19 protein-coding genes and 1 pseudogene are annotated in these 23397 nt (G+C 63.9%); 9 read left to right on the top strand and 11 right to left on the bottom strand.

The features are described from left to right. Nucleotides 1-153 precede the first annotated feature (153 nt). On the top strand, nucleotides 154-1395 hold the full coding sequence (gene istA, locus ACFYOW_RS42520) for an IS21 family transposase (protein ID WP_387296588.1): 1242 nt from the start codon (nucleotides 154-156) through the stop codon (nucleotides 1393-1395). Beyond that, entirely contained in the window at nucleotides 1395-2192 is a 798-nt protein-coding gene (gene istB / locus ACFYOW_RS42515; protein ID WP_387296576.1) for an IS21-like element helper ATPase IstB, read from the top strand. Before istA ends, istB begins: the two co-directional genes overlap by 1 nt. Nucleotides 2193-2425: 233 nt before the next feature. Here istB and ACFYOW_RS42510 read toward each other — a convergent pair whose 3' ends face one another. Then, a complete protein-coding gene (locus tag ACFYOW_RS42510) occupies nucleotides 2426-2554 on the bottom strand; it encodes a hypothetical protein (RefSeq protein WP_387296590.1) in 129 nt (42 codons plus the stop codon). On the opposite strand from ACFYOW_RS42510, the gene ACFYOW_RS42505 reads away from it, so the two are divergent. Then, on the top strand, nucleotides 2517-3077 hold the full coding sequence (locus ACFYOW_RS42505) for a TnsA-like heteromeric transposase endonuclease subunit (protein ID WP_387296574.1): 561 nt from the start codon (nucleotides 2517-2519) through the stop codon (nucleotides 3075-3077). The genes ACFYOW_RS42510 and ACFYOW_RS42505 overlap by 38 nt on opposite strands. 72 nt (nucleotides 3078-3149) lie before the next feature. Here the strand turns inward: ACFYOW_RS42505 and ACFYOW_RS42500 are convergent, their stop codons facing one another. The 3 genes from ACFYOW_RS42500 to ACFYOW_RS42490 form a co-directional block, all read right to left on the bottom strand. Beyond that, nucleotides 3150-6260: a tetratricopeptide repeat protein gene (locus ACFYOW_RS42500; protein ID WP_387296586.1), complete on the bottom strand. Its 3111-nt coding sequence runs from the start codon at nucleotides 6258-6260 to the stop codon at nucleotides 3150-3152. Nucleotides 6261-6329: 69 nt separating this feature from the next. After that, nucleotides 6330-6656: a trypco2 family protein gene (locus ACFYOW_RS42495; protein ID WP_387296572.1), complete on the bottom strand. Its 327-nt coding sequence runs from the start codon at nucleotides 6654-6656 to the stop codon at nucleotides 6330-6332. A gap of 588 nt (nucleotides 6657-7244) precedes the next feature. Beyond that, nucleotides 7245-7988, bottom strand: coding sequence for a hypothetical protein (locus ACFYOW_RS42490; RefSeq protein WP_387296570.1), 744 nt, complete (start codon nucleotides 7986-7988; stop codon nucleotides 7245-7247). Here ACFYOW_RS42490 and ACFYOW_RS42485 point away from each other — a divergent pair. Further along, nucleotides 7970-8656, top strand: coding sequence for a GntR family transcriptional regulator (locus tag ACFYOW_RS42485; RefSeq protein WP_387296584.1), 687 nt, complete (start codon nucleotides 7970-7972; stop codon nucleotides 8654-8656). The genes ACFYOW_RS42490 and ACFYOW_RS42485 overlap by 19 nt on opposite strands. Nucleotides 8657-8664: 8 nt before the next feature. Here ACFYOW_RS42485 and ACFYOW_RS42480 read toward each other — a convergent pair whose 3' ends face one another. Both ACFYOW_RS42480 and ACFYOW_RS42475 read right to left on the bottom strand, forming a co-directional pair. Next, nucleotides 8665-9678 carry a FadR/GntR family transcriptional regulator gene (locus ACFYOW_RS42480; RefSeq protein WP_387296568.1) on the bottom strand — a complete coding sequence of 338 codons (1014 nt, stop codon included), beginning with the start codon at nucleotides 9676-9678 and terminating at the stop codon, nucleotides 8665-8667. A 125-nt stretch (nucleotides 9679-9803) separates the two neighbouring features. Continuing rightward, a complete protein-coding gene (locus ACFYOW_RS42475; RefSeq protein WP_387296566.1) occupies nucleotides 9804-10988 on the bottom strand; it encodes a cytochrome P450 in 1185 nt (394 codons plus the stop codon). Between the two features lie 921 nt (nucleotides 10989-11909). Between ACFYOW_RS42475 and ACFYOW_RS42470 the strand changes: the two genes are divergently transcribed. Next, nucleotides 11910-13181, top strand: coding sequence for a cytochrome P450 (locus tag ACFYOW_RS42470; RefSeq protein ID WP_387296564.1), 1272 nt, complete (start codon nucleotides 11910-11912; stop codon nucleotides 13179-13181). Beyond that, nucleotides 13178-14464 carry a CaiB/BaiF CoA transferase family protein gene (locus ACFYOW_RS42465; RefSeq protein WP_387296562.1) on the top strand — a complete coding sequence of 429 codons (1287 nt, stop codon included), beginning with the start codon at nucleotides 13178-13180 and terminating at the stop codon, nucleotides 14462-14464. The genes ACFYOW_RS42470 and ACFYOW_RS42465 overlap by 4 nt, the downstream gene beginning before the upstream one ends. Nucleotides 14465-14614: 150 nt before the next feature. Here the strand turns inward: ACFYOW_RS42465 and ACFYOW_RS42460 are convergent, their stop codons facing one another. From ACFYOW_RS42460 to ACFYOW_RS42450, 3 genes and pseudogenes are all read right to left on the bottom strand, one after another. Further along, the gene (locus tag ACFYOW_RS42460; RefSeq protein ID WP_387296560.1) at nucleotides 14615-16099 is read right to left on the bottom strand and encodes an aldehyde dehydrogenase; all 1485 of its coding nucleotides are present in this window, start codon (nucleotides 16097-16099) and stop codon (nucleotides 14615-14617) included. Nucleotides 16100-16194: 95 nt separating this feature from the next. Further along, nucleotides 16195-16371 (bottom strand): annotated as a pseudogene (locus ACFYOW_RS42455) (NAD(P)-binding protein); the annotation flags it as partial. Nucleotides 16372-16383: 12 nt separating this feature from the next. Beyond that, nucleotides 16384-17310 (bottom strand): alpha/beta hydrolase, encoded by a 927-nt coding sequence (locus tag ACFYOW_RS42450; RefSeq protein ID WP_387296558.1) that lies wholly within the window; start codon nucleotides 17308-17310, stop codon nucleotides 16384-16386. Nucleotides 17311-17543: 233 nt separating this feature from the next. On the opposite strand from ACFYOW_RS42450, the gene ACFYOW_RS42445 reads away from it, so the two are divergent. The 3 genes from ACFYOW_RS42445 (at nucleotide 17544) to ACFYOW_RS42435 (ending at nucleotide 20943) form a co-directional block, all read left to right on the top strand. After that, on the top strand, nucleotides 17544-18650 hold the full coding sequence (locus ACFYOW_RS42445; protein WP_387296556.1) for an NDMA-dependent alcohol dehydrogenase: 1107 nt from the start codon (nucleotides 17544-17546) through the stop codon (nucleotides 18648-18650). A gap of 289 nt (nucleotides 18651-18939) precedes the next feature. Beyond that, nucleotides 18940-20067, top strand: coding sequence for a hypothetical protein (locus ACFYOW_RS42440; RefSeq protein ID WP_387296554.1), 1128 nt, complete (start codon nucleotides 18940-18942; stop codon nucleotides 20065-20067). A gap of 96 nt (nucleotides 20068-20163) precedes the next feature. Continuing rightward, nucleotides 20164-20943 (top strand): enoyl-CoA hydratase-related protein, encoded by a 780-nt coding sequence (locus ACFYOW_RS42435; protein WP_387296552.1) that lies wholly within the window; start codon nucleotides 20164-20166, stop codon nucleotides 20941-20943. Nucleotides 20944-21025: 82 nt separating this feature from the next. Here ACFYOW_RS42435 and ACFYOW_RS42430 read toward each other — a convergent pair whose 3' ends face one another. Continuing rightward, the gene (locus tag ACFYOW_RS42430) at nucleotides 21026-22165 is read right to left on the bottom strand and encodes an acyl-CoA dehydrogenase family protein (RefSeq protein WP_387296550.1); all 1140 of its coding nucleotides are present in this window, start codon (nucleotides 22163-22165) and stop codon (nucleotides 21026-21028) included. After that, on the bottom strand, nucleotides 22162-23355 hold the full coding sequence (locus ACFYOW_RS42425; protein ID WP_387296549.1) for an acyl-CoA dehydrogenase family protein: 1194 nt from the start codon (nucleotides 23353-23355) through the stop codon (nucleotides 22162-22164). The genes ACFYOW_RS42430 and ACFYOW_RS42425 overlap by 4 nt, the downstream gene beginning before the upstream one ends. Between the last annotated feature and the right edge of the window lie 42 nt (nucleotides 23356-23397).

Genomic DNA, 23397 nt, shown 5'->3' with positions numbered 1-23397 from the left:
GATGTTCGGTCGCGCCAACCTCGACCTGCTGCGCAAACGAATCCTGCTCCGCGACTGAACTATTCAGCCGAGATCACGGAAAGCGTGCCAGATCCTGAAGACTGACCCTCTGATTCCGGGTGAATGCTGACCCACCCTGTGAACGATCATGAGGTGCTGAACGTGGAGGACTGGGCGGAGATCCGCCGGTTGCATCGCGCAGAGGGGATGGCGATTCGCGCGATCGCTCGGCGGATGAATATTTCGAAGAACACGGTGAAGAAGGCGCTGGCTTCGCATGCGCCGCCGCAGTATCAGCGCAAACCGGGCGGGTCGGCAGTCGATGAGTTCGAGCCGCAGATCCGGGCGTTGCTGACCGAGTTCCCGGATATGCCGACGACGGTGATCATGGAACGAGTCGGCTGGCAGCGCGGCAAGACGGTGTTCTTCGAGCGGGTGCAGCAGTTGCGGCCGTTGTTCAAGCCGGTCGATCCGGCCTCGCGCACGGAGTATCAGCCTGGTGAGCTCGCGCAGTGCGATCTGTGGTTCCCGCCGGCCGATGTTCCGCTGGGGTTCGGGCATGTCGGTCATCCGCCGGTGTTGGTGATGGTCAGCGGCTATTCGCGGATCATGGCAGCGACGATGATCCCGACTCGGCAGAGTCCGGATCTGCTGGCCGGGCATTGGCTGTTGATCTCGAGGTGGGGTCGGGTTCCGCGAGTTCTGGTCTGGGACAACGAGTCCGCGGTCGGTCAATGGCGTGGCGGAAAACCACAGTTGACCGAGACGATGAACGCGTTCCGAGGATCGCTGGGCATCAAGGTGATTCAGTGTCGTCCTCGTGATCTGGAAGCCAAGGGGTTGGTGGAACGGGCGAACGGCTATCTGGAGACGTCGTTTCTGCCGGGCAGGGTGTTCACGAGCCCGGCCGATTTCAACGCCCAGCTCGGCGACTGGTTGATCAAGGCCAACCAGCGTCACCATCGTCGGCTGGAGTGCCGGCCGGTCGACCGCTGGGAGGCTGACCGGGCATCGATGCTCGATTTGCCGCCGGTGGATCCGGTGGTCGGCTGGCGGCTTACAACCCGCCTGCCTCGCGATCACTATGTCCGCCTGGACTCCAACGACTACTCGGTGCATCCGGATGCGATCGGCCGCCGTGTCGAGGTCCGAGCAGATTTGGATCAGGTTGTGGTTACCTTGGCCGGCGCCGAACTTGCTCGCCACCAACGATGTTGGGCCGATCACCAAACCATCACCGATCCCGACCACGCGGCCGCGGCCGCGGATCTGCGCCGGTCCCGGCGCCTGGTGGCGGTCCCCGCGATCGACACCGATGTCGAACATCGCAACCTGTCCGACTACGACCGCATGTTCGACCTCGACGAGGCCGACAGCAGCGAGGAAATCGCCTGATGGCCACCAAAACCGCCTCGAACGGCTCACGCAACGTCACCTCCGAAATCGCCTATCTCGCACGAGCACTCAAAGCACCGACCCTGGGCAACGCGGTCGAGCGGTTGGCCGAACGCGCCCGCGCCGAGAACTGGAGTCACGAAGAGTTCCTTGCCGCTTGCCTGCAGCGCGAGGTCTCTGCCCGCGAATCCCACGGCGGGGAAGGACGCATCCGCAGCGCACGGTTCCCCTCCCGGAAATCGTTGGAGGAGTTCGACTTCGACCATCAACGGTCTCTCAAACGCGACACCATTACCCACCTTGGAACCCTGGATTTCATCACCGCCAAGGAGAACGTGGTGTTCTTGGGCCCGCCCGGAACCGGCAAAACGCACCTGTCGATCGGGCTCGGAATCCGCGCCTGCCAAGCCGGGCATCGCGTCGCGTTCGCCACCGCCGCGGAATGGGTCTCTCGTCTGGCCGAGTCCCATCACGCCGGAAAACTGCAGGCCGAACTGATCAAGCTCGGCCGGATTCCGCTCATCATCGTCGACGAAGTCGGATATATCCCCTTCGAAGCAGAGGCCGCGAACCTGTTCTTCCAGCTCGTCTCGTCCCGCTACGAACGGGCCTCGCTCATCGTCACCAGCAACAAACCCTTCGGACGATGGGGCGAAGTGTTCGGCGACGACGTTGTCGCCGCCGCGATGATCGACCGCCTCGTCCACCACGCCGAAGTCATCTCCATGAAGGGAGACAGCTACCGACTCAAAGACCGAGACCTCGGCCGCGTCCCCGCGGCCAAAACCAACGACTGACCAAACCAACAAGAAGTGGGTCCGGATTCAACCGGAACGACCGGGTCACCATTCAACCGAAGTTGACACCGGCAAGTGCGGCATCGAGCAGCACTTGCGCGGCCACGTGTGCCTGCACTGCCGCTTCCTTGAAGTTCGAGTGCATCTGCGCGCTGACGAAAACACCGTTCCTCGGAATCAGTAGCTGCGAGGCCAGGGGCTCGGTTTGCCGGCGGCCCCGCTTCGGTGAGGTACTAGGCGAAGATCTCGCGCACGAAGTTCTTGTGAGCCACCGCGACGTCCACGAAGGTGTGTTCCTGGTCGGCCATTTCCACCGCGACATTGATGAACGTGCAGCCTCGGCATTCGGGGTCTGCGGTCACGCCCGACGAAGTCGAATACGGCAAGCACGCCTTCCCTGCTGGAATCGCCGGGCCAGCCGCCGGTTGTCGGAGACGGCGGAGATTGCGTTCGAGCGGGTCGGGCCCGGTTCGGGTCATCCGGTCGTTGCGGGGGCAGCGGAACAATCCGGGCTTGTACTACTCGGCGACGCTGGGTGCACACGTGGAGTTCGAGTCTTGGCTGGAGCGCGACGAGGCGCTGGCGCTGGACTTCGATCCCGACGTGGTCGGTTTTGCCGCGCAACCGTTTCGGTTGTCGTGGACCGAGGGAGCGCGGCAGCAGTGGCATGTCCCGGATTTCTTCGCGCGGCGGGTTGATGGTGAGGGGGTGGTGATCGACTGCCGGCCGGCAGCGCGGATCAGGGCACGCGATGAGGAGTCGTTCGCCGCGAGCGAGCGTGCGTGCGCTGGGATGGGCTGGGCGTACCGATTGGTGACCGGGCACGATGCGGTATGGCTGGGGGCGGCGACGGAGCGAGTCGGCGCGGGCGCGGTACGCCGCTGAGCTGACTGCCGCCGAGCAGCGGCGCGCCATCTACGACTAGTTCTGCGGTGATGCTGAATCAACACCACTGGTTCATCTGGACTCCAACACGTCCAACGCCTGCAAGATCGCCAGCACCAGATTGGCTCGGTCCAAGTCTGCGTCGTACACCTGTGGATACTGCGCGGCCAACCGTTCGTAGAGGCCAATCGCTTCTGTGGCCGCGGCGAGCGCGTCGTCTATCGGTCCCGACTCCCCGAGCCTGACCGCGAAGTTATGCACGCACATCGCGAACTCGGGCAGGAACGCATCGGGATGCCGGTCGGCCAACCCGCGGTAGAGGGCGACAGCTTCGGCGGCCACGGCCAACGCATCGTCCCGCTGTCCTGCCTCCCACAGCTCGCTCGCGAGGTTGTCCATGCACATCGCGAACTCGGGCAGGAACGCATCGGGATGCCGGTCGGCCAACCCGCGGTAGAGGGCGACGGCTTCAGTGGCCGCCTCCAGCGCCTCCTCTCGCGTCCCGGCCGCCGCTAATCCGACTGCAAGGGTATTTATACTCGCCGCGAGGCCAGGCAAAAACGCATCGGGGTGCTGATCGGCCAACCCGCGGTAGAGGGCGACAGCGTTGGCGGCCACGGCCAACCCCTCGTCCACCCGTCCCGCCTCACCCAGCCGACACGCGAAGTTGTGCACGCTCGTCGCGAGGTGGAGCTGGAACGTGGCATCCTGGTCGGCCAACTGCCGGAAGAGAAGAACGGCTTCGGCGACCGCGGTCACAGCTTCGTCCCGCCGTCGCACCTTGCTCAACCGGATTGCAAGAGTGTTCACGCTCGTCGCGAGCTCGGGCAGGAACGCGCCAGGGTACTGGTCGGCCAACCTGCGGTAGAGGGCGACGGCTTCGGTTGCCGCCGCCAATGCCTCAGTGTGCCTCCCCACCGCGGCCAGCCCTACTGCGAGGTTGTTGACGCTCCCGGCGAGGTCGGGCAGGAACGCATCGTCCTTGTCGGCCAACTGTCTGCGGATTTCGACAGCCTCGGTCGCCGCGGCCAGTGCTTCCGCCAACCGTCCGGCATTCCCTAGTCGGTTCGCGAAGTTGCTAACAATCGCCGCGCGGAGGTTTTGGTCGGCGGCAGTGGAGTTTGGCATTCGCCGCAGGCGGTCGACGAGGGCGCCGGTTAGGGATACTGCGGCATCGGCGAGCACCTGGGTGTGGGTGGGGAGGCAGTCGTGCAGGTGGAGGAGCGTATCGGTGTCGATACTGGTGGGGTTGTTGGAAAAGTGGTCGAGGGCAGCGAGTAACGGGGCGGGTGTCTCGGTACGGGTGGCTGTCCGGATCGCGGCGGGCATCAACTTGCGGGCATGGCGCACGCACCAGTCGGTAAGCCGGTTCCCGGCAGGTGTGAGGGCGGAGTGGCCAGCGGCGCGGGTACATACGGTGAGCAGGTGCTCGGTTTCGGTGTTGGTCAGCGTGGCATCGATGGCGAGGGTTTCGATGATGCAGGGTCGGGTGTGGTCGAGCATCAGCCGTCCGACCAGTCGCTCGGCGACCCGGTCCGGCGCCAGACCGCCGAACACCCCGGGTGTTTGTCCAGGGTAGAGACTCATCAACCAGTCCCTTGTATTGCTGCGAACTATGGCAGGTTGGTCGGTCAGGTCAGGGATGCGGGCCAGTACGGTCTCGATATCGCTGAAGGTCGCGGGGGCAAGTGCAACGGTGGCCGCGATGATGTCTTTCAACGTGGCTGGTCCAAGAGCGGTAATGCTGTGGCTGGCGGCGGTGGCGTCCCAGTAGCGACGCTCATGTATGAGAACCCGATCCTCCAAACTCCTGCCACCAGGAGAGGGGGTCGGGGCGGTGGCATCGAGCAACGCGACCAGCGCATACATCTGTACCCCCAGCGCCGTCGTGTTCCATCCGAAAACCGGCAGCGGTCCGTTCACGACTGCAGCCGCAGCTGCACTCCAATCGGTGTCGGTAGGACAGGTGCTGTCGAGGTGGGGCAAGGTGTCACTGAAGGCGTGCACTGCCGCGAGGTAGGTGTTCTCCCTTGCCTGTTGGGTGGCATCCAACGGTTCCAGCGTTGTGATCCGCACCGCCCCTACGGCGTCTGCGGCGGACTCGCTGCCTGCGGCGACCTGCTCCCACCAATCCCCCACCACTCGAGCCAGCAGCAGCACCTTCACCACCGGACCGGATGCCCGCGCGGCAAGCGCGTTGAACATTTCGACGAGCTGCCCGGTACGGGTTTCTGCGTAGTCCACGACTACGAGCAGCGGCACACTCACGTGCCGCACAGGTCGTAGCTGGTCACCAGTGGCATGGACGTTCAGCCACAGCACCGCCCATCCGTCGGCGGCCAGCCGCTCACCGAAGTAGTGCGCGAGGCGGGTCTTCCCCTGCCCACCCGGACCGTGCAACAGCCATACCCCCAGACCGGGTTGCGCGGCCCATTCGACAAGTTCAGCCAGCGCTTGTTCCCGTCCACGGAACGGGACTACCGCGCGACGCGCGACCAGCAGACTCGCTGGAGTCACGGTCGCGGTGGCCCGGACCGGGGACTGATGATCCATCTGATCCTGCAGCTCGATGGGTTCGCACCGCGCCACACCCCGCTCGCCGAGGCGCTCGACCACATCGAGGAACCCTTGGTCCCGCAACAACATGTAGGCCGGCACCACCACCAACGCCGCGTGGCTACGATGGGCCGGATCGGCAGCAACCACACCCGCCAGCAAATCCCCGCAAAACACAGCCGCTCCCGAGATTCCCCGCCACGGCGACTCGGTCCCGTCATTGGGCGGATGACCATTGAGCTTCACGACATACCGATCACCGACAAACCCATCACCAGGATTCAGCGTGCCGGTCGGCTGCTCCACCTCTACCGGGGCACCGGGACGCTGCACGAAGCTCGGCAAACCCCATGTGACACATGCAATGCCAGGCTGGTGTGTGACGGTACGTCCCCACATCACCTGTTCCAGCACAAACATCGGCCAATCCGGAGCGGTCACGTGGACCAAGGCCGCGTCGGTGTCCCCATCCGGTACACCGCACCACACCACCGACGCCTCGAATTCCCCCGATCGCCCAGGTCGGATTACTGTCACCGCAGGCGTATTCATGCCGACGACATGCGCGGACGTCAACACCAGCCGCGGCCCTATCAGATACCCCGAACCCGCCGCGGCGCCGTTCACTCCCAACACCCGATCCCACCGCACCCGTAGCCCCCGATCTGACGACGCGATCGACCCGTTGACCAGCGCTCAGCGGCCGACGTGCCTCGAAACGTCGCCTGGCCCACTTTCCCGGGCGTCGTCGCCGACAAGAACGTCGCCACCTCCACGCTTTTCCGGGGTCAGCGTCATCGTCACCCGCTGCCTCCGCACCCGCGACCCGCCTGCCTCGACGTCACCACTGACCACCCACGCCTTGAACCCAGTCTTGGCCTTTGCGTCCGCCCGCAACTCCACCTCGAACGACAACTCGATCGGCCCCACCAAGAACCGCACATCCTGACCAGCATCCCGGGACGCGGCATCCAGCAACTGATCCCGCAACGCCACGACTGCGTTTCCCAACTCGATATCCATGACCTCCCCATCGCTACTCGAACCCAACACGCTACACGACACAGGTCCAACCAAATCCATTGACAGGATGCACGATTCGCTACACAACAGACACCTAAAGCCGGAATTCAGGCCGTGATCCGGGTACACCTTCACCCCCGACCGCAGCCGATCGCAAACTTCGCACCTTCAGTAGCTGTCACCGCCCGATAACTCTGCCCACAGCCCCAACACTGAACTGTGCTGAGCATTCGCCGCGAGATCGGGAACATACCAAGGCAATTCAACCAAAGCGTCCGCTCAGCGCTGCCTTTGCGAGAACATCATCAACTCCGCATAGATTGTCACCGACAGCACCGACTCGCGGTTCTCTCGAGCCGGCCTCGGTGCTAGGAAGAACAGGCGGGCAACAACCCGGGCGGAGTGCGATCAGGGTCGTGGGCACAAACAGCTACGGTCGGCGGACAACCGCCTGTAGTTGTCCTCGGCGATTGCCGACTCACGCCATTTCCCGCAGCACCCAGTGCCGCACACGCACACATCATGCGGCTGAGCCGCAGTCCGCGAGGTGAAGCGATCGACTCGACCGGAGATGGCGCGATCGGCTGGTCAAGTGAGCTGCACCCACGCGGTCGCCATTTGAATGTCCCGAGCGTTGCACACCATCTCAGACCATTCGGTACGGTCCCCGAAAGGCAAGTGCTGCTTATCGCGCTCGGTCATCGTCGTGTACCAAGCGCCGCCCACGCGTCCATCGGCGCAGACGTTGATCGCCGCCGACTGAGTGCGACCTATCGTGAACCGCACAACTGCGAGATATTCACGAACGCGCGAGTCCTCGTGTTGGCGCACCGGACTCCACGCGGTCGCGATGTCGAACTTGCGAACCCGCGCTGCGAGGTCCTTCCACGACATCACCTCAGTGAACGATCCTTGATCGCCGGTCGCAGTGGTCGCCCAGACATTGCCCCGACGCACGGCGACGAAGTTGTAATGACCACCGCTCTTATCGAAACGCACCACCGACCCATCCATTGGCTCTGCGGGTTTGGGCCGTGACGCCGGCCGCATGGGCGGAAGCGGGTTGAGTAGTGACCGCATCGGTGTCAGGTCATACGCGAGTGGGTCCAACATCGCGGGCCGCAGCGGAGGGATAACAGCCGGAGTCCCGTGCAGTACCTCCGGGCTTGCCTCGTTGGCCTTGATTGCATCGATTCGGACCTTAGCTGCAACAGCCGAGCCCTTGAACCGCTTCTTGGTTGCCGCCGCCCGAAGGTGCCCTTCCGGTTTCAGTAAGGTGTAAAGACCCCTGAGAGACGGAAGGGAGAGCGGCCATCGACGACGATCAGCCACTGACCAGGGTTGAAGCGGTCGCGCAACTACTCCGCCAGCAGATCTTGAGTGGCGAACTCGCTCCGGGCGAACCGATCAAGGATGCCGAACTGGCGAACCGTCTACAGGTGAGCATTACCCCGGTCCGGGAAGCTGTGGCTCAGCTCATCAAGGACGGTCTCATAGAAGCGCTCCCCAACAAACGCCGCCAAGTCACCGCGCTGACCCTGGAATCGGCGACGGAACTGATGGACACGCTGGGGATTCTGCTGACTGCTTCGTTGCGGCGCGCGATCCCCCACCTCGACGGCTCCGCTGTTGCCGAACTGCGAACGGCTATCGATGATTACGGACGAGCCACCGACGCGCGCGATACCCGCTCCGCAACGGTCGCGTTCGACCATTTCGTGCACATCCTCACCACAGCCGCCGGGAACCGCGAGCTCACCGCCCTCGTCGACACCGTCGCGACGCGCTCATACCGCCTCCTCAGGCTCGGGAACGACAGCCCGCTGTGGCAGTTCTGGCTGGACAACCTCACTGCCGTGGTCACCCTGCTCGAGAACGAGAAGTACACACGAGCAGTCACTCGCCTGGAGAAGCACTTCAGCAAGCTCACAGAGAAAATGCGCGCCGACGAGCGTCCGCTCGGCTTCATCCTCCAGACGACAGCAGGCCGCGAGGCGTGATCGGTTGGTCAGGTACCCGCGCCGACGGCGGTGACAGCCCCCGCAGTCTCACCGGAGTCCGCTTCGACGGTGCCCGACTTCTGGCTCGCCACAAGGTAACTCCCGATGCCCTCCAGATGGCGAAGCATACGATGCTTGGCCAGCGACCCGTCCTTGGCCACGATCGCATCGACGATCCGAGCATGGGCGTACCGGACATCGGCCTGGCGATCCCTGGCCACCTTCTTGTCCTGGGGCTGGATCTCGGGAGTCAGGCGGGCCATGACCTCGAGAAACAGCCGCAACGCGGGGTTTCCTGTCAGGTCCGCGATCAGTAGATGAATACTGTGGCTGCCCAGATGCCCGCTGTCATGCTGCATCTGCTCTTCCTGTGCCAGAGCATCCCGCAACAATCGCACGCCGTCCTCGTCGATCCGTTCGGCTGCCAATTCCACGATCGCCAGTTCGACCGCTGAGCGCGCCTCGAAGATGTCGCGCGGACTCGCTTGGTGGAACTGCAAATACAATGCGGCGGACTGTGCCACCGACGCAGCCCGCGGCGCTGTCACCACCAGGCCCCCACCCGGGCCCCGACGCATCCGCGCAATCTCGTCTCGCTCGAGCAGGCGGACCGCTTCGCGAAATACGGCCCGGCTGATGCCCAGTTCGGCGATCAGCTCCGGTTCCGAACCGATGACGGAGCCGACCGGGAAACCCAGGTCGGCAATGCGACGCTGCAGCTTCCGCACAACCACTTCGGCCAGCTTGCCGGACGACCCGTCGGATACGCCGGACTTGTCCGACTTACCGACTTGTTGAGGATCCTCTTTAGCCGCCATCACATCATTCCTTCCCTCGCCCAAACCTCGGAGCGAGCGGCTGTCGGCGTGCGATTCGCGGCGCTCCGTCATCATGATGACGATGCCAGTGGCGCTAGCCATTCTACGTGCTGGACGCCCGCGAACGGCGACGCCGTGGCCGATCGGGCCAACCCCAACGGTCGATCCCATTTTCTTACACTCTTGATGGGTCACCGTACACACAAATTTTCACGTGCGCTCGCTGCCGAGCCACCGGTGGGAAAGACAGCTGTCGCGCCCTCAGTAGGTGGGCGAAGACGCACTCGAACCCGGTCTCGCCGCGGGCCGTGCCCGCGGCGAGCACCAATTCACCTGGCGAGCACGTGCAGATACCCCGGAGAGCGGAAGGCGATACCACCGATGACCGGCTCGGGAGCATCGGGATCAATGCGCAGATCCGGCAGCTTGTCCAGTGCTGTGTTCAGTGCGGTCGTAGCCTCCAGCATCGCCAGATGCATCCCCAGGCAGACATGCACGCCGTTGCCGAAAGCGATCTGACCACCCCGCCTGTCGAGCCGGAACTCGCCCGGTCGATCGAACACCTTGGGGTCGCGGTTGGCCGCTGACAGCGAAACCGCTACCGGAGAACCGGCCGGGATGGTGCGGCCAGCCACCTCGGTGTCCTCGATGCACAACCGATATACGTACTGCGTCGGCGATTCGATGCGCAGGGCTTCGTCGATCGCCTTGCCGACGAGATTGCGGTCCTCACCGATCAAGCGGTAGAGCGACGGATCCGACAGCAGATAGGTGAACAGGTTACCGAGAGTCCGGGTCGTAGTCTCAGCGCCGGCAGGGAGCAGTATGCGCAGGAAGGAGATTATCGCGTCGTCGTCCAGCACCTCGTCGGTGTCGACCTTCATATCGATCAATGCGCTGAGCAAGGAGCCGTTGTCCCCGCGGCGGCGGGCCTCGTCCACCTGGCCCTGAAGCATGTCGCCGAGATGACGGCCGCACGTAGCCGCCAGTTCAGGGTTGGTTCGATACAGCAGCAACCCGACGGCGAGGCTGGAGAACTCCTCGAGTTTGTCATCGGGGAGGTCCAAGATTTTGTGCACGATGGCGACGGGGAACGGCAGTGTGAACTCCCGAACGAGATCGGCGCGGCCCCGTTCCAGGATTCCGTCGAGTCGCTTCTGGACGTCAGGAACCACCAACTCGTCACGCCAGTGCTCGAATGCCTTCTTGGAGAAAATGGTTCGCAGGGCCTTCCGGTGGAAGGTGTGCTCCGGAGCATCCATCACAAGAACGGTTCTACCGTGCGTCTTGCCGACAGTCCGCTCCATCACCGAGTTCGAGAAATGCTCGTTGTCGCGCAGTACCCGCAGCGCCTCGGCGTGACCCACAATCGTATAAGGCTGACCGTCGGGCCAATAGGACAGCGTCGTGGCCGGCATCCCGAGCCGATCGACCATCAGATCGCCGACGTATACCGGGTGTTCGGCCCGCACCTCGTCATAGACAGGATGCGGATCTCCTAGGTCCGACCCCATATCCTTCTCGAATTCCGCAATCAATTCGGCGGCAGGCGGAATGGACCGAGGACTTGTTGCAGCTTCGTGCACCTTCGTTACCAACTTCTGTGTTCGAGAAACAATCGACTTCGCGGTCGCTGCTCGCATAGACGACCACGGGAGTTGCAGAATCCGACCGCGTCCGTAGCGGCCACGTCGGAGAGTGCGGCTATTGCAGTGGTGACGCGTTTCGGTTCGTCACAACCCGGACAGGTCGAGCGCCGTGACCGAATGACTGCCCGCGGCGACGCTGACATCCGGCACCAACAAAGCGGGCTCGCCGTCGAGGAACGGCGGATAGCACACGTTTTACATCTGCGGGATTCGCCAGCGTCTCGTATCCGTCATAGCGCAGTAGGTGATGGCGACCAGAATGCAGAACATGAATCTGCGTCATCGTCGGACTGGTGGCGATCACGGTGCCGCGACGAGTGACGTTCGATACGAAAACCGAGCGGCCGTCGGCACCGAGGTCGGCGCTCTCGGGATTGGTGAAGCCCTCCACCCGCCCGAGGACCCCGACCTTCATCTCTTCGATCATCCGACACGGCCTCCTAGTTCAGTACGGCGCTTCGCTTCGATCGACTCCAGGCTGAGAGTGACTGAAGTCACAGCAGAAGAGTATACTTAGATAGACCGACGGTCAATCACCTTTCCGCCTCGGCGGCGGCCCCGAATGTAACCACGCATGCAGGCAGAAGGTTTCACGATCGTATCCTTCGCCGATCAACCGCCACACGCGTGAGTCCACCAAAGGGGATCCTAATTTAAATTGCAGCTGCTCATTAGCGCGTCTAGAGTGTGTGTCGCCGCAGCTGGTGGTGGATGTGTCACGCAACCTGGCCCCCGGCCCGAACGCGACGTGGATCACCCCGCCCGCCCAACCGAGGAGTTTGCTCGATGGTCGACGACGACCGCACCGGCGTCCTGGACACTCTGCAGTGCCCGCCTCATGTACCACCCCACTTGATCCGCGACTACGACCACGTCTCCGGACCGGAAGTGATGCGCCATCCGCCTTCCGCGATCGACGATCTCCGTGAAGACGCCCGGGCGTTCTACAGCCCTCGTCACGGCGGGTTCTGGGTCCTGACCCGCTACCAGGACATCCGCGCGGCCTTCCACGACCCGGAGTTGTTCCCGCAGTGGGGCAAAGGTGTCCCGGTCAACCCGTTCGCCCGGACCTACATCCCGCTCAACCTCAACCCGCCGGAACATCATTCGGTTCGCAAGGCTCTGATTCCGTTGCTGTCGCCACGACGAGTGCGGGCCCTCGAGGACGTCATCCGGGATACCGCTCGAAACCAAATCGCCCGCATCGCCCCCCAGGGACAGTGTGAGTTCGTCACCGACTTCGCACTGACCCTTCCGGCCGCGATGTTTTGCGGCCTGCTCGGCCTGCCGGTGGAGCAGTTCCCGATATTCAACGAGATGTCGAACGATCTCATCTACCGACCGGCTCAGATTCAGCGCGACGAGGGCATCGAAGCCGCCCGCGCTTTCCGCGCCGACGCCAACCGAAGCATCGAGGAATTCATGCGCGACATCGTCGAGTTGCGCAAGCGAGAGCGCGCCGACGACATGATCAGCTTCTTGCTGGACAGTTCGATCGACGGCCAGCCCATGACCGAGGACGAGGTGTTCAACATCGCGACGCTGATGTTCTTCGCCGGCACGGACTCGACCGGGTCCGCGATCGCCTTCGCGTTCGCGTTTCTGGCCGAGCACCCACGGCAACGGCAGCGTATAGTCGACGATCCGTCGATCGTAGGGAAGGCAGCCGACGAATTGCTGCGGTTCCACGGCTTTCACCACATCACTCGGCAGGTGTCTCGCGATACCGAATTCGCCGGAGTCCGAATGCGTGCAGGCGACCTCGTTCTGCTTCCCACGGGCGGCGCCAATCATGACCCGCGCGAGTTCACCGATCCCACCGAAGTGAACTTCGATCGGAAGGCGACACACCACTTGACCTTCGGTAACGGTATCCATCGCTGCATCGGCGCACCTCTCGCAACCCTCGAGCTACGAGTCGCGCTCGAGGAATTCCATCGGTTCGTGCCCGAATACTCGATCGCGCCCGGTCAGCAGGTCGAATATCTCAGCGGGCAGAGTAAGACCATCGCGCATTGTGTCCCACTGGTCTTCGATCCCGTCGAGGTGCACGAGTGAACCCGGGTTCAGACGCCACCGCTTCGCCGGATTCCGCTCTGCCACTGTCCGGCATCCGAGTCATCGAGGTGAGCATGCTGCTCAACGGTGCGACCACCACCATGCACCTCGCGGACATGGGCGCCGACGTCATCAAGATCGAAAGCCCGTTCCTCGGCGACTACATCCGCCTCGAACACACGATGCACCTGCACACTCAGGTGAACAAAGGCAAACGAAGTATTGCGCTCGACCTGCGAAACGAACGTGGTCGGCAGGTGCTTGATGCCCTTCTGAAAACGGCCGACGTGTTCGTCACAAACCTCCTGACCCCGGCGACGAAGCGGCTCGGCATCTCCTATGACCAACTGGCGGTCGATCATCCGGGACTCGTGTATTGCCAGATCACGGGGTTCGGTGCCAGCGGACCCTATGCGACGTTGCCGGCCCACGGCCAGATGATGGACGCCATCGCGGGCACCTTGCCCGCCGAGACAGGGCCCGACGGTCTGGCACGCGCCAAACAGCCCCCCCGAGTCCGCAGCGGCAGTCTCAGCGTCGCGGGCGAATCGACGGCGATGGGCGGTATTTTCGGCGCCTTCCATATCGCCGCGGCGCTCACCCGCAAAGCAGCGACCCGAATGGGTTGCTACATCGACGTCTCGGCGGCCAACTGCGCGCTGGCCAGCGCGTGGACCTCCGCGGTGGGTCAGCTCAATCTGCCGCCGGAACGGCAGTGGTGGAACCGGGAGGATGCGGGCCGCGACGGCGCCAGGTACCAGTTCTATCGCACGAGCGACGATCTGTACGTCATGTTCTGCCCGGAGGAACGCAAATTCTGGGCGGCCTTCTGCGATCTGGTGCAACGCCCCGACCTCATGGATCGTGAAGCCGGGTATGAACTGCGCTGTGAGATTCAGACGATCATCGGGGCTCGCCCCCGCGACGAATGGATGAAATTGGCACTCGCGCACCATCTTCCACTCGCGCCCGCCAACGAAGGCATGGCCGAGGTACGCGACGACCCGCAGATGCGAGCGCGAGAGATGCTGCACGACGCGCCCGATCCGGCCGGCAACCCCTTCACGTACCTCGGCCAGCCGAGCTTCATCGACGGCACACCGTGTGGAACCTTCGCACCCGCGCCGTCACTCGGCCAGCATACCGACGATCTCCTACGCGAAATCGGATACTCTCAGGACGATATCGAGGAGCTGGCCCGGGACTCGATCACTTCCGCGCCGGTCGTCGGCGACTACATCATCACCAGCGCCCAGGATACGACCGACAATCGGGCGAACTGACCCGCAGGCCGCGCCGACACGTCCAGCGCGCATGTAATGAGCATCGAAAATGCCGGTGCGGCAGCAATTATCGCCGCACCGGCGTTCTGTGTTCAGTTGTTCCTATGTACGCGCAGGCGTCCTCATAGACGCCTGCCCGTACGTGCTTCGCTACGCCGGAAGATGGATCGACTTGTATTCGAGGTACGGATCGATACCCTCCGGGCCGCCTTCACGACCCAGCCCAGACGATTTGTATCCACCGAAGGGCACGGTGAAATCGAAGACCGCGGCGTTCACCGACATGGTTCCTGTTCGGACCCGTCGGGCGATCGAGGTTCCCGCCTCGACGTCGGTGGTGTACACGGCGCCCGAGAGGCCGTACACCGAGTCGTTGGCGATTCGAACCGCGTCGTCGATGTCCTTGTACGTGATCACACTGATCACAGGGCCGAAGATCTCTTCCTGCGCCACACGAGAACCGCTGGCGACTCCGGTCAGCAGTGTCGGTTCGACGAAGTAACCCTGTTCCAGCCCTTTCGGCCGACCGCCGCCGGTGACGATCCGCGCTCCTTCCTGGCGGGCGATATCGATATATCCGAGCACCCGCTGCAGCTGCCGCTCCATCGCCAGCGGCCCCATCTCGGTGTCGGGATCGCTCGGATCGCCGACCTTGATCGACTGCAACGCGGCCGCCATCGCGGCGACGAATTCGTCGTGGCGCTTCTCGGAAACCAGAACTCGGGTCAGCCCGAAGCACATCTGCCCAGTGTTGCCGCATCCGCCGGGAATCAGCGTCGGCAACACCTGGTCGAGCGGAATGTCGTCACAGACGATGGCAGCGGATTTGCCTCCGAGTTCGAAAGTCACCCGCGCCATGCGTTTCGCCGCTTCCGCCATGATCTTCTCGCCGATCGCGGTGCTGCCGGTGAAACTGATCTTGTCCACACCCGGGTGGGTGACCAGACGTTCGCCGACCTCGCGGCCGCCCGCGACAAGGTTCACGACACCGGCCGGCATGATCCCCTCGGCTACGAGCTCATGAACGACATCGGCGAGCAGATAGGTGCTCAGTGGCACCTCGGGAGCCGGTTTGATCACCACCGTGCAGCCGGCGGCCAGCGCGGGACCGAGCTTCAGGCACGCCACCGCCAGCGGGCCGTTCCAAGGCGTGATCAGCGCGGCGACGCCCACCGGCTCTCGCACGATCGCCGTGGTCCCCCCGTCGGCGCGCGGACGATCGACCCGATACGCGAACCCGCGGGCCTGCTGGGCGTAGTAGCGCAACATCGCCAAGGACAGTCCGCGGCTGTATTGACTGAAGGACAACGGCATTCCGCCCTCGGACACCTGCAGATCGCGGATCCGGTCCAGCCGTGATTCGAGACGATCGGCAATGGCCTCGAGGACGGTCGCGCGCTGCTCTGCGGACCAGTCGGCCCACGGACCCGTATCGAAAGCCGTCCTCGCCGCTTCGACAGCTCGATCGACGTCCTCACCCGAGGCTTCTCGAATCCTGCCGACGACCTGTTCGGTTGCGGGGTTCACGACAGCAAGAACCGTGTCTCCCCCTGCGCGAACCCATTCGTTTCCGATGAGCAGATCGTCTCGGGTTTCTACCTGGTCCTGCTCGGTAACGGTACCTACCGCGGTCATATGTACTCCTGTTTCTCTGATTTGGTTCCGATTCGATGGGCCACCGCCCGCTGATGGGCGTTGCACGGCGAGTAATAGGGCTCGCCGTCGGCTCAGCTCGACACGTCGCAGCGGGCACCGGGATAGCGGTTCCAGTACCAGGTTCCGCCGACGTCGTCACCGCGTTCGAACAGACGCACCGACATGCCCAGTTCGCGTAGCCGGTGGATCAGGTACAGCCCGGCGAAACCCGCGCCGACGGCTACCATGTCACAATCGGTCGACCGGCTCATTTTCCGTTTTCCTCATCGAGTCCGGCTGATTGCCTTGGCCACATAGCGAATTCCGTCCGCACTTGCGGGCAAGACGTTGACGAAGGAGAAGTAGGCGTGGGACTGGCCATCGAAACGTTTGCGCTGCACCGCAACTCCGGCCTGCTCCAGCCGATCGGCGTACGCTTCTCCCTCGCCTCGCAACGGATCGTATTCGGCGGTGACCACTACCGCCGGCGGCAGACCGGCCAGCGATTCGCACCGCAGTGGTGAAGCTTCCGGATCGCGGCGCCAGCCGGGATCGGGGAGAGAGTGGTTCCAGAACCACTCCATGGCCTCCCGTTGCAGCAACGCCTGATTCTGCGGGTCGCGGTAGGTCGCGTTGTCCAGATCGGAGTCCGTCACCGGATACACCAGAATCTGCATCGCCAGCTTCGGTTCGCGGCGATCACGCGCGCGCAGGCTCATCACAGCGGCGAGATTGCCGCCCGCGCTGTCACCGGCGACGAGCAGTGGAACATATTGCCCAGCAATGGATTCGACATTCGCCCGGGTCCAGCACAACGCGGACCAGGCATCCTCGACAGCAGCCGGGTAGCGATGCTCCGGAGCCTTACGGTAGTCGACCATCACGACGGCACAATTGCTGGCCACCGCGAGCTTGCGCCCAAGAGTGTCGAACTCGTCGATATCGCCGGTCACCCACCCGCCACCGTGGTAGTAGACGATGACGGCGCGCGGCTGCGGGGACGGGCTCAACGTACGCACGGTAAACCGGCCTCCGTCGAAGCCCACCAGCGAATGCGTTGCAGTCGAACGCATTTCGGGACGAGCACCGTACATCTGAGCTAGTACGACACCGCCCGCGCGTACCTGTTCCGGCTCGAGATTCCAGATCGGCGGTTGCCCGCTAGCGGGCAATTGTTCGATGAGCCCAAGCCTCGACGCATCCAAAGGCATGGGGCGTCCTTCCTGAGAGTTTCCGTCACAAAGAAGGCGATATGTGACGGCAGTCACGAACTGTACGCAAAGAATGCATTCTCTTCAAGAGTCTTGACCAATTAGAGTTGCCTAAATAGGGTTGCGGCACCCGAGGACTGGCGCACCTCGCAGACCATCACCCCGGGTTCGACGACTTCGCAAGCCAGCCGGCCCGAAGCTCATCCACCGATCCGACGCACCAAGGAGACCCCATGAAGACACGCGCCGCCGTATGTTGGGAGATCGGCAAGCCGTGGTCCGTCGAAGAGCTCGAGCTCACCGAGCCGCGCGCCGACGAAGTCTTGATCAAGATGGAGTACGCGGGGCTCTGCCACTCGGACGACCACAACATCACCGGAGATTTCCCAGCCGGACTTCCGCTGGTCGGCGGGCACGAAGGAGCGGGGGTCGTTTCCGCCCGCGGTTCCGATGTCAGCAGCGTCGACGTGGGCGACTACGTCACCGTGACAGCGACTCCGGCTTGCGGCATCTGCCCCTCCTGCACCGCGGGACGGGGCTGGCTCTGCGACGCGAACGCAGCGGTCATGCGCGGGACTCGCCCCGACGGCAGCTCCCGGCTCTACGCAGCCGACGGGCGCCCCATCGGGACCATGGCACAGCTGGGCACATTCTCCGAATATTCGCTGGTCAGCGAGATTCAGGTCGTGAAAATGGAGCGCGACCTCAGCCCCGATGTCGTCTCGGTCCTCAGTTGCGCGGTCGTCACCGGCTGGGGCGCCGCGGTGAAGTGCGCGCAGGTGCGCCCTGGAGACGTTGTCGCCGTCATCGGCGTCGGCGGCGTGGGCATGAGCGCGGTACAGGGCGCCAAGGCCGCAGGTGCGAGCACCATCGTCGCGATCGATCCGGTCGAGATGAAGCGGGATATGGCCCTGAAACTGGGCGCTACACACGTCGCCGAATCCGCGGAAGCCGCGCGACCGCTCATCGAAGAGCTCACCCGGGCCGCGATGGCCGACTCCACGATCGTCACGGTGGGAGTACTGAGCGGCGGACTGGTAGGACAGGCCGACAGCCTCACCGGAAAGGGCGGACGAACGGTGCTGACGTCCGTAGCGCCGATGGATGTCAACTCGGTGACCTTGCCGCTGAGCATGTTCCTGCTGTCGGCCAAATCGCTGGTCGGAAACGTGTACGGGCAGTGCAACCGCGACGACATCCGGCGGATCGTCAACCAGGTTCGAGCCGGGATCATCGACGTCGAATCGATGATCACGCAGGAGTACAGCCTGGATCAGATCAACGACGGGTACGCCGACATGCATGCCGGCAAGAACGTGCGCGGCGTCATTCGCTTTTGACACCACCCACCCGCCCCGCCCTCCGTGTCCGCATCGGTCCGGAGCGCGGGGCGTGTGCGTGTCCGACACCGAGTTCGGTGCCACAGACCCTGGCAGGCGCCTATAATTTCGTATACTCTTCTCGGGAAGATGATGGCGATAAGCCACAAAATCCGAATCGAGTGAAGAAGGGTACGGCGCCATCCGGATCACCCGGCGCGCCGTAGGGGCCCGGACCGCGTGGGCCGACACATGCGCGACCTCCACCCGGCTCCGCCGCCCCATGGTTGTCACATAAAGGAGAACGACATTGTCCACAATCGTCGAAGACGACGGCTACGACTGGCTACGCGCGCAGTGCGAGTTCAAGATCACTGTGCCGGAAGGCTTTTCGGCTCGTGAGGTGATCGGGGTCGGAAAGCTCTACGATCCGCAACTGTGCTGGTCGACCGAAGACGGCGTCATCGTCGGTGACATCGGCGGGCAACGCGAGCCGGGCTGGAATCCCGACGAAGGACACGGCGCGCTGTACGAGTTGCGCCACGACGACACGCTGCGCACGATCGTCGCCCCCGGAACCGGCGGCTTCGGATCGTTCATCCGCCCCAAGCTGGCTCCCGATCACTTCGGTAAATGGGGCGGCCACATCTTCATCGCCGGTCAGTCCAAGCCGGGCCGCGAAGGCGCCCACTCCCCGCACTTCCTGTACCGCGTCGACCCGAACAGCGGCGAGGTCTCCACCTTCGCCGAACTCCCACATTCCGGCAAGATCGGCGACGGCATTCCGGGCGCGATGATGCCGGGCTGCTTCGGCGCCAAAGGCACCGAACACGAGGGCTACTTCTTCGCGCAGTCGATGATGAACTGCACCGTCTACCGTATTTCGGCCGACGGCGAGGTAGAACCCTACATCGTGCTCGACGAGCCGGCGACGCCGCAGACGATCATGCCGCTGCTGGTGTTCTACGCACCGAAGCACTGGGGCGAGCACGAGGGCAAGCTCATCGTGGCCGGCCCACGCGGCACGAGCTTCACGCAGAAGGCGCGCAGCCGATTCCAGCTCGAATTCTTTGAGCTGAAGCGGGCCGAGGAATTCGTTCCCGAACCGATCGTGGGCGTCACCTACGGCACCAACGTCGCCATCGCGCCGGACTGGTTCGGCCCGTATGGCGGGCACCTGTTCTGGTCCGACGAAGGCACCGCGAACATGATGCACGAGACCAAGCGTGACGACGAGGCACTGCCCTACGACGCCAAGATCTTCCACACCGACTTGGACGGCAACACAACCGTATTCGCCGAAAACCTGCAGGGCGGTTCCACCAGCATCGTGTTCGTCCGCGACCGCATGCTCATCGCCTCGCTGCGCAAGAGCTACGCGACCGGCGAATACCACGAGCCCGACGGCTCGATCTACGAAGTCCGCTACAACGGCTGACGCCGGATCGGATCCGCCAGGGGTGCCTCGGCCGACGCTGGAAATGGCCGAGGCACCCTTTCTCTTCCCAGCATTCCGACCGGAAGGAAAACACACGTGAGCACCACTAACGGCACCGGGGTTCGCACCGGCACGCCGGAGTCCGCCGTCGCCGGCGTCTCGCTCGATCGCAGAGGGAATGTCGCCACGATCCGGCTGGACGCCCCGCGGCGGAACGCGTTGACTCCGGAGTTCGCGCTCGGCATCCGCACCGCGCTCGAGACTGCCGAAAACGATCCGGAGATCGGCGCGGTTGTCATCGCCTCCGCCGGCAAGGACTACTGCAGTGGCGCTGACCTCTCGATGCTGACCGAGGTCGCGGCCGACCCCCTCGAGGACGTGAACTTCGCCGCGATCGGCACTATCTACGGGCTGTTCGAACACCTTCGCAATTCGACTCTGCCGACGATCTCCGCCGTCAACGGCGCGGTCGTCGGGGCTGGGATGAATCTCCCGCTGGCCTGCGATCTGCGCATCGTCTCCGACGACGTGCGCATCCGCGGCTTCGGGAAGGCCGGCGTTCATCCCGGCGGCGGGCACCTCACCATGCTCACCCAGCACCTGTCGTCCGCCGCCGCGGCCGCTGTCGCACTGTTCGATCAGGAAATGGATGCCGAGCGTGCCGTCGCATCCGGTTTCGCATGGACCTGGGTCCCCGTGACGGAACTTCTCGACACCGCAGTGCGGATCGCTCAGTCCGTCGCTGGAGATCCCGCATTGTCGCGGTCGGTGACCTGGACCTACCGGGCTGTCGGCGAATCGGCTCCCACCCCGCGCGCGGGTGTACTGCTGGAGCGCGCCGCACAGCTGTGGAGCATGCAGCGCAAGCTGGGGTGACCAGACCCCGGCACGAGTGAAACGAAACAGCGCTGTGGGGAACGGCAAATGCCTTTCCCCACAGCGCTTTTCGAGTCCTCGATCAAACGCTGACCAACGACCGGCCTGCCTGCCGTCGATGCCACTCGACATTGCCGAGCAATTCCTGGTCGAGCTGGGCCCGCTTGAAGAAAAGATGGCAGTCGTGCTCCCAGGTATAGCCGATACCGCCGTGAACCTGCACAGCCGTACCCGCGACCTTCGTGTAAGCGTCCTTGGCGAACGACACCGACAGGTGCGCCCCGAGCGAATCTCCCGCGGACACCGCGGCGGCCGCACCACGAGAAGCGGCCGAGGCTCCACGGACCTGCAGGTAGGCATCGGCCAATTGGTGTTTGACCGCCTGGAACGAACCGATCGGACGGCCGAACTGGGTGCGCTCCTTCGCATACCGAACCGCCGTTTCATGGATCCGGCAAGCCCCACCGGCGGCGTCGGATGCCAGTGCCGCTCCGGCCCTCAGATATGCCTGCGACAGCAGCCGTTCCGCGTCCGTTCCGACGGCCAGGACCTCATCGGCATCGATGCGAACATCGCCGAGCCAGAGATTACTCAGTCGGCGCGTCCGATCGTGAACCACGAGGCGATCGATCTCCACCCGCTCCGGATCGATCATCGCCAGAACCGGGCCATCGTCGGAGCGCGCAGCCACCAGAATCGCCGCGGCAGAGTCGGCATCCAGCGCGAAACCTGCGGAACCCGACAAGCGCAGTGAGGCACCGGAATCCGTCGTCGCGGTGAGCGTCAACTCGTCGTACCCGGGTCTGCCGCTCGATCCGGTCAGTGCGGCACCGCATATCGTCCCGTCCAGGAGTCGGGGCAACCAGCGTTTGGCAACCTCCGAATCCGGGACCGAGATCAAAGCGCCGGTGGCCAGCACCGTCGTCGACAGGAAGGGAATCGCAGCCAGTGCCCGGCCCAGTTCTTCGGCGACCACCGCCATCGCCAGGTCGCCCGCGCCCAAGCCACCGAGCGATTCGGGTACCGCCATCGCCGCGAGGCCGAAATCGTCGATCAAACTACGCCACAAGGCGTCATCGATCAGTTGCCCCTCTGCGAGCTTTCGCACACGTTCGGTCGGGAGGCTCTTCGCGAGTAGCGCCCGCAGCCCCGCTCTCAGGTCCGCCAGTTCGGCCGCGCTCGGAGTACCGCCGGAACCGGACGACGGTGACGATGTGGTCATGCGGGCTCCTTCGGTAGGCCGAGCAGGCGCTCTCCGATGATGTTTCGCTGAATTTCACTGCTGCCCCCGGAAATGGTCCACGTCCACGAACGGATGTGGTCGAGCATCCAATCGCCGGACGTATAACTCAGGTCGTTGATTCTTTCCGGGTCGATCTGCGCGGCCATCCCGACGCCCCGTGTGCCGAACCGAGTCAGTCGTTGCAGGAGTTCGCTGAAGTACAGTTTGAGCACGGATCCGTCCGCGCCGGGATTTTCGCCCTCGGCGATTTTCCCGAGCACGGCTTCGTTCATCAGGCCGAGCACTTCGACCTCCGATGCGAGAGCGCCCAATTCGGTCTGAAAATGCGCATCTTCGGCCAGCGGTGCGCCGTCTTCGCTGCGAATGGTCCGCGCCTGCTCGGCAAGCTGTTCCAGCAGTTCCCGCAGCCCCGCCTGTACCTCCACCATCTGGGCATATCGCTCTGTGCTGAGTGTCGTCTGCGCCAGGCGCCACCCGTTGTTCTCTGCCCCGATCAGCATGTCCTCCGGAATGAAGACATCGGTGAGGAACAGCTCCGCGAATTCCTTTGCGCCCGTTGCCTGCCGAATCGGACGCACTTCGACTCCAGGACTACGCATATCCATGATGAACAGCGATATTCCCCGATGTTTGGGCGCATTCGGATCTGTGCGGGCGAGCAGTAGACACCAGCGTGCGTGGACCCCCATACTCGACCAGATTTTCTGGCCATTGATCCGGTATCCGCCGGCAACGGCCTCTGCCCTGGTGCGTAGCGAGGCCAGATCGGATCCGGAACCGGGTTCGGAGAAGCCTTGGCACCAGACGTCGCCGTCCAGAATGCCGGCGAGCAGTTGCTGCTGTGCCGGAGTCCCGTGCTCCATGAGGGTGGCCGCGGCGTGGCCCAATGAGATTGCGAGATATCGCGGGCGTGGTGCGTGCGCCCGCGACATCTCCTGCTGGATGATGACCTGCTGCTGCAGGGTGGCATCCTCGCCGCCGAATTTCGCCGGCCAGTGCGGCACCAGCAAGCCCGCCGAATGGAGTTGTTTCGCCCAGCGCTGGAAGAACGCCAGGACGTCGGCTTCCGCGGCAAACGGGAGCACCTTCTCCCAATCCGGGGGCGTGTTCTCGCGAAGCCAAGCCCGAACTCGCTGCCGGTACTCGGTCAGATTGTTGTCGTCGGTCATCTTCACCCGTCTCTTCGGCCGTCGCGCACAAGCGGCCACACA

It is taken from the genome of Nocardia sp. NPDC006982 (genome assembly GCF_042869435.1).
GTDB lineage: Bacteria > Actinomycetota > Actinomycetes > Mycobacteriales > Mycobacteriaceae > Nocardia.
This window is presented reverse-complemented; position numbering and strand designations above follow the sequence as displayed.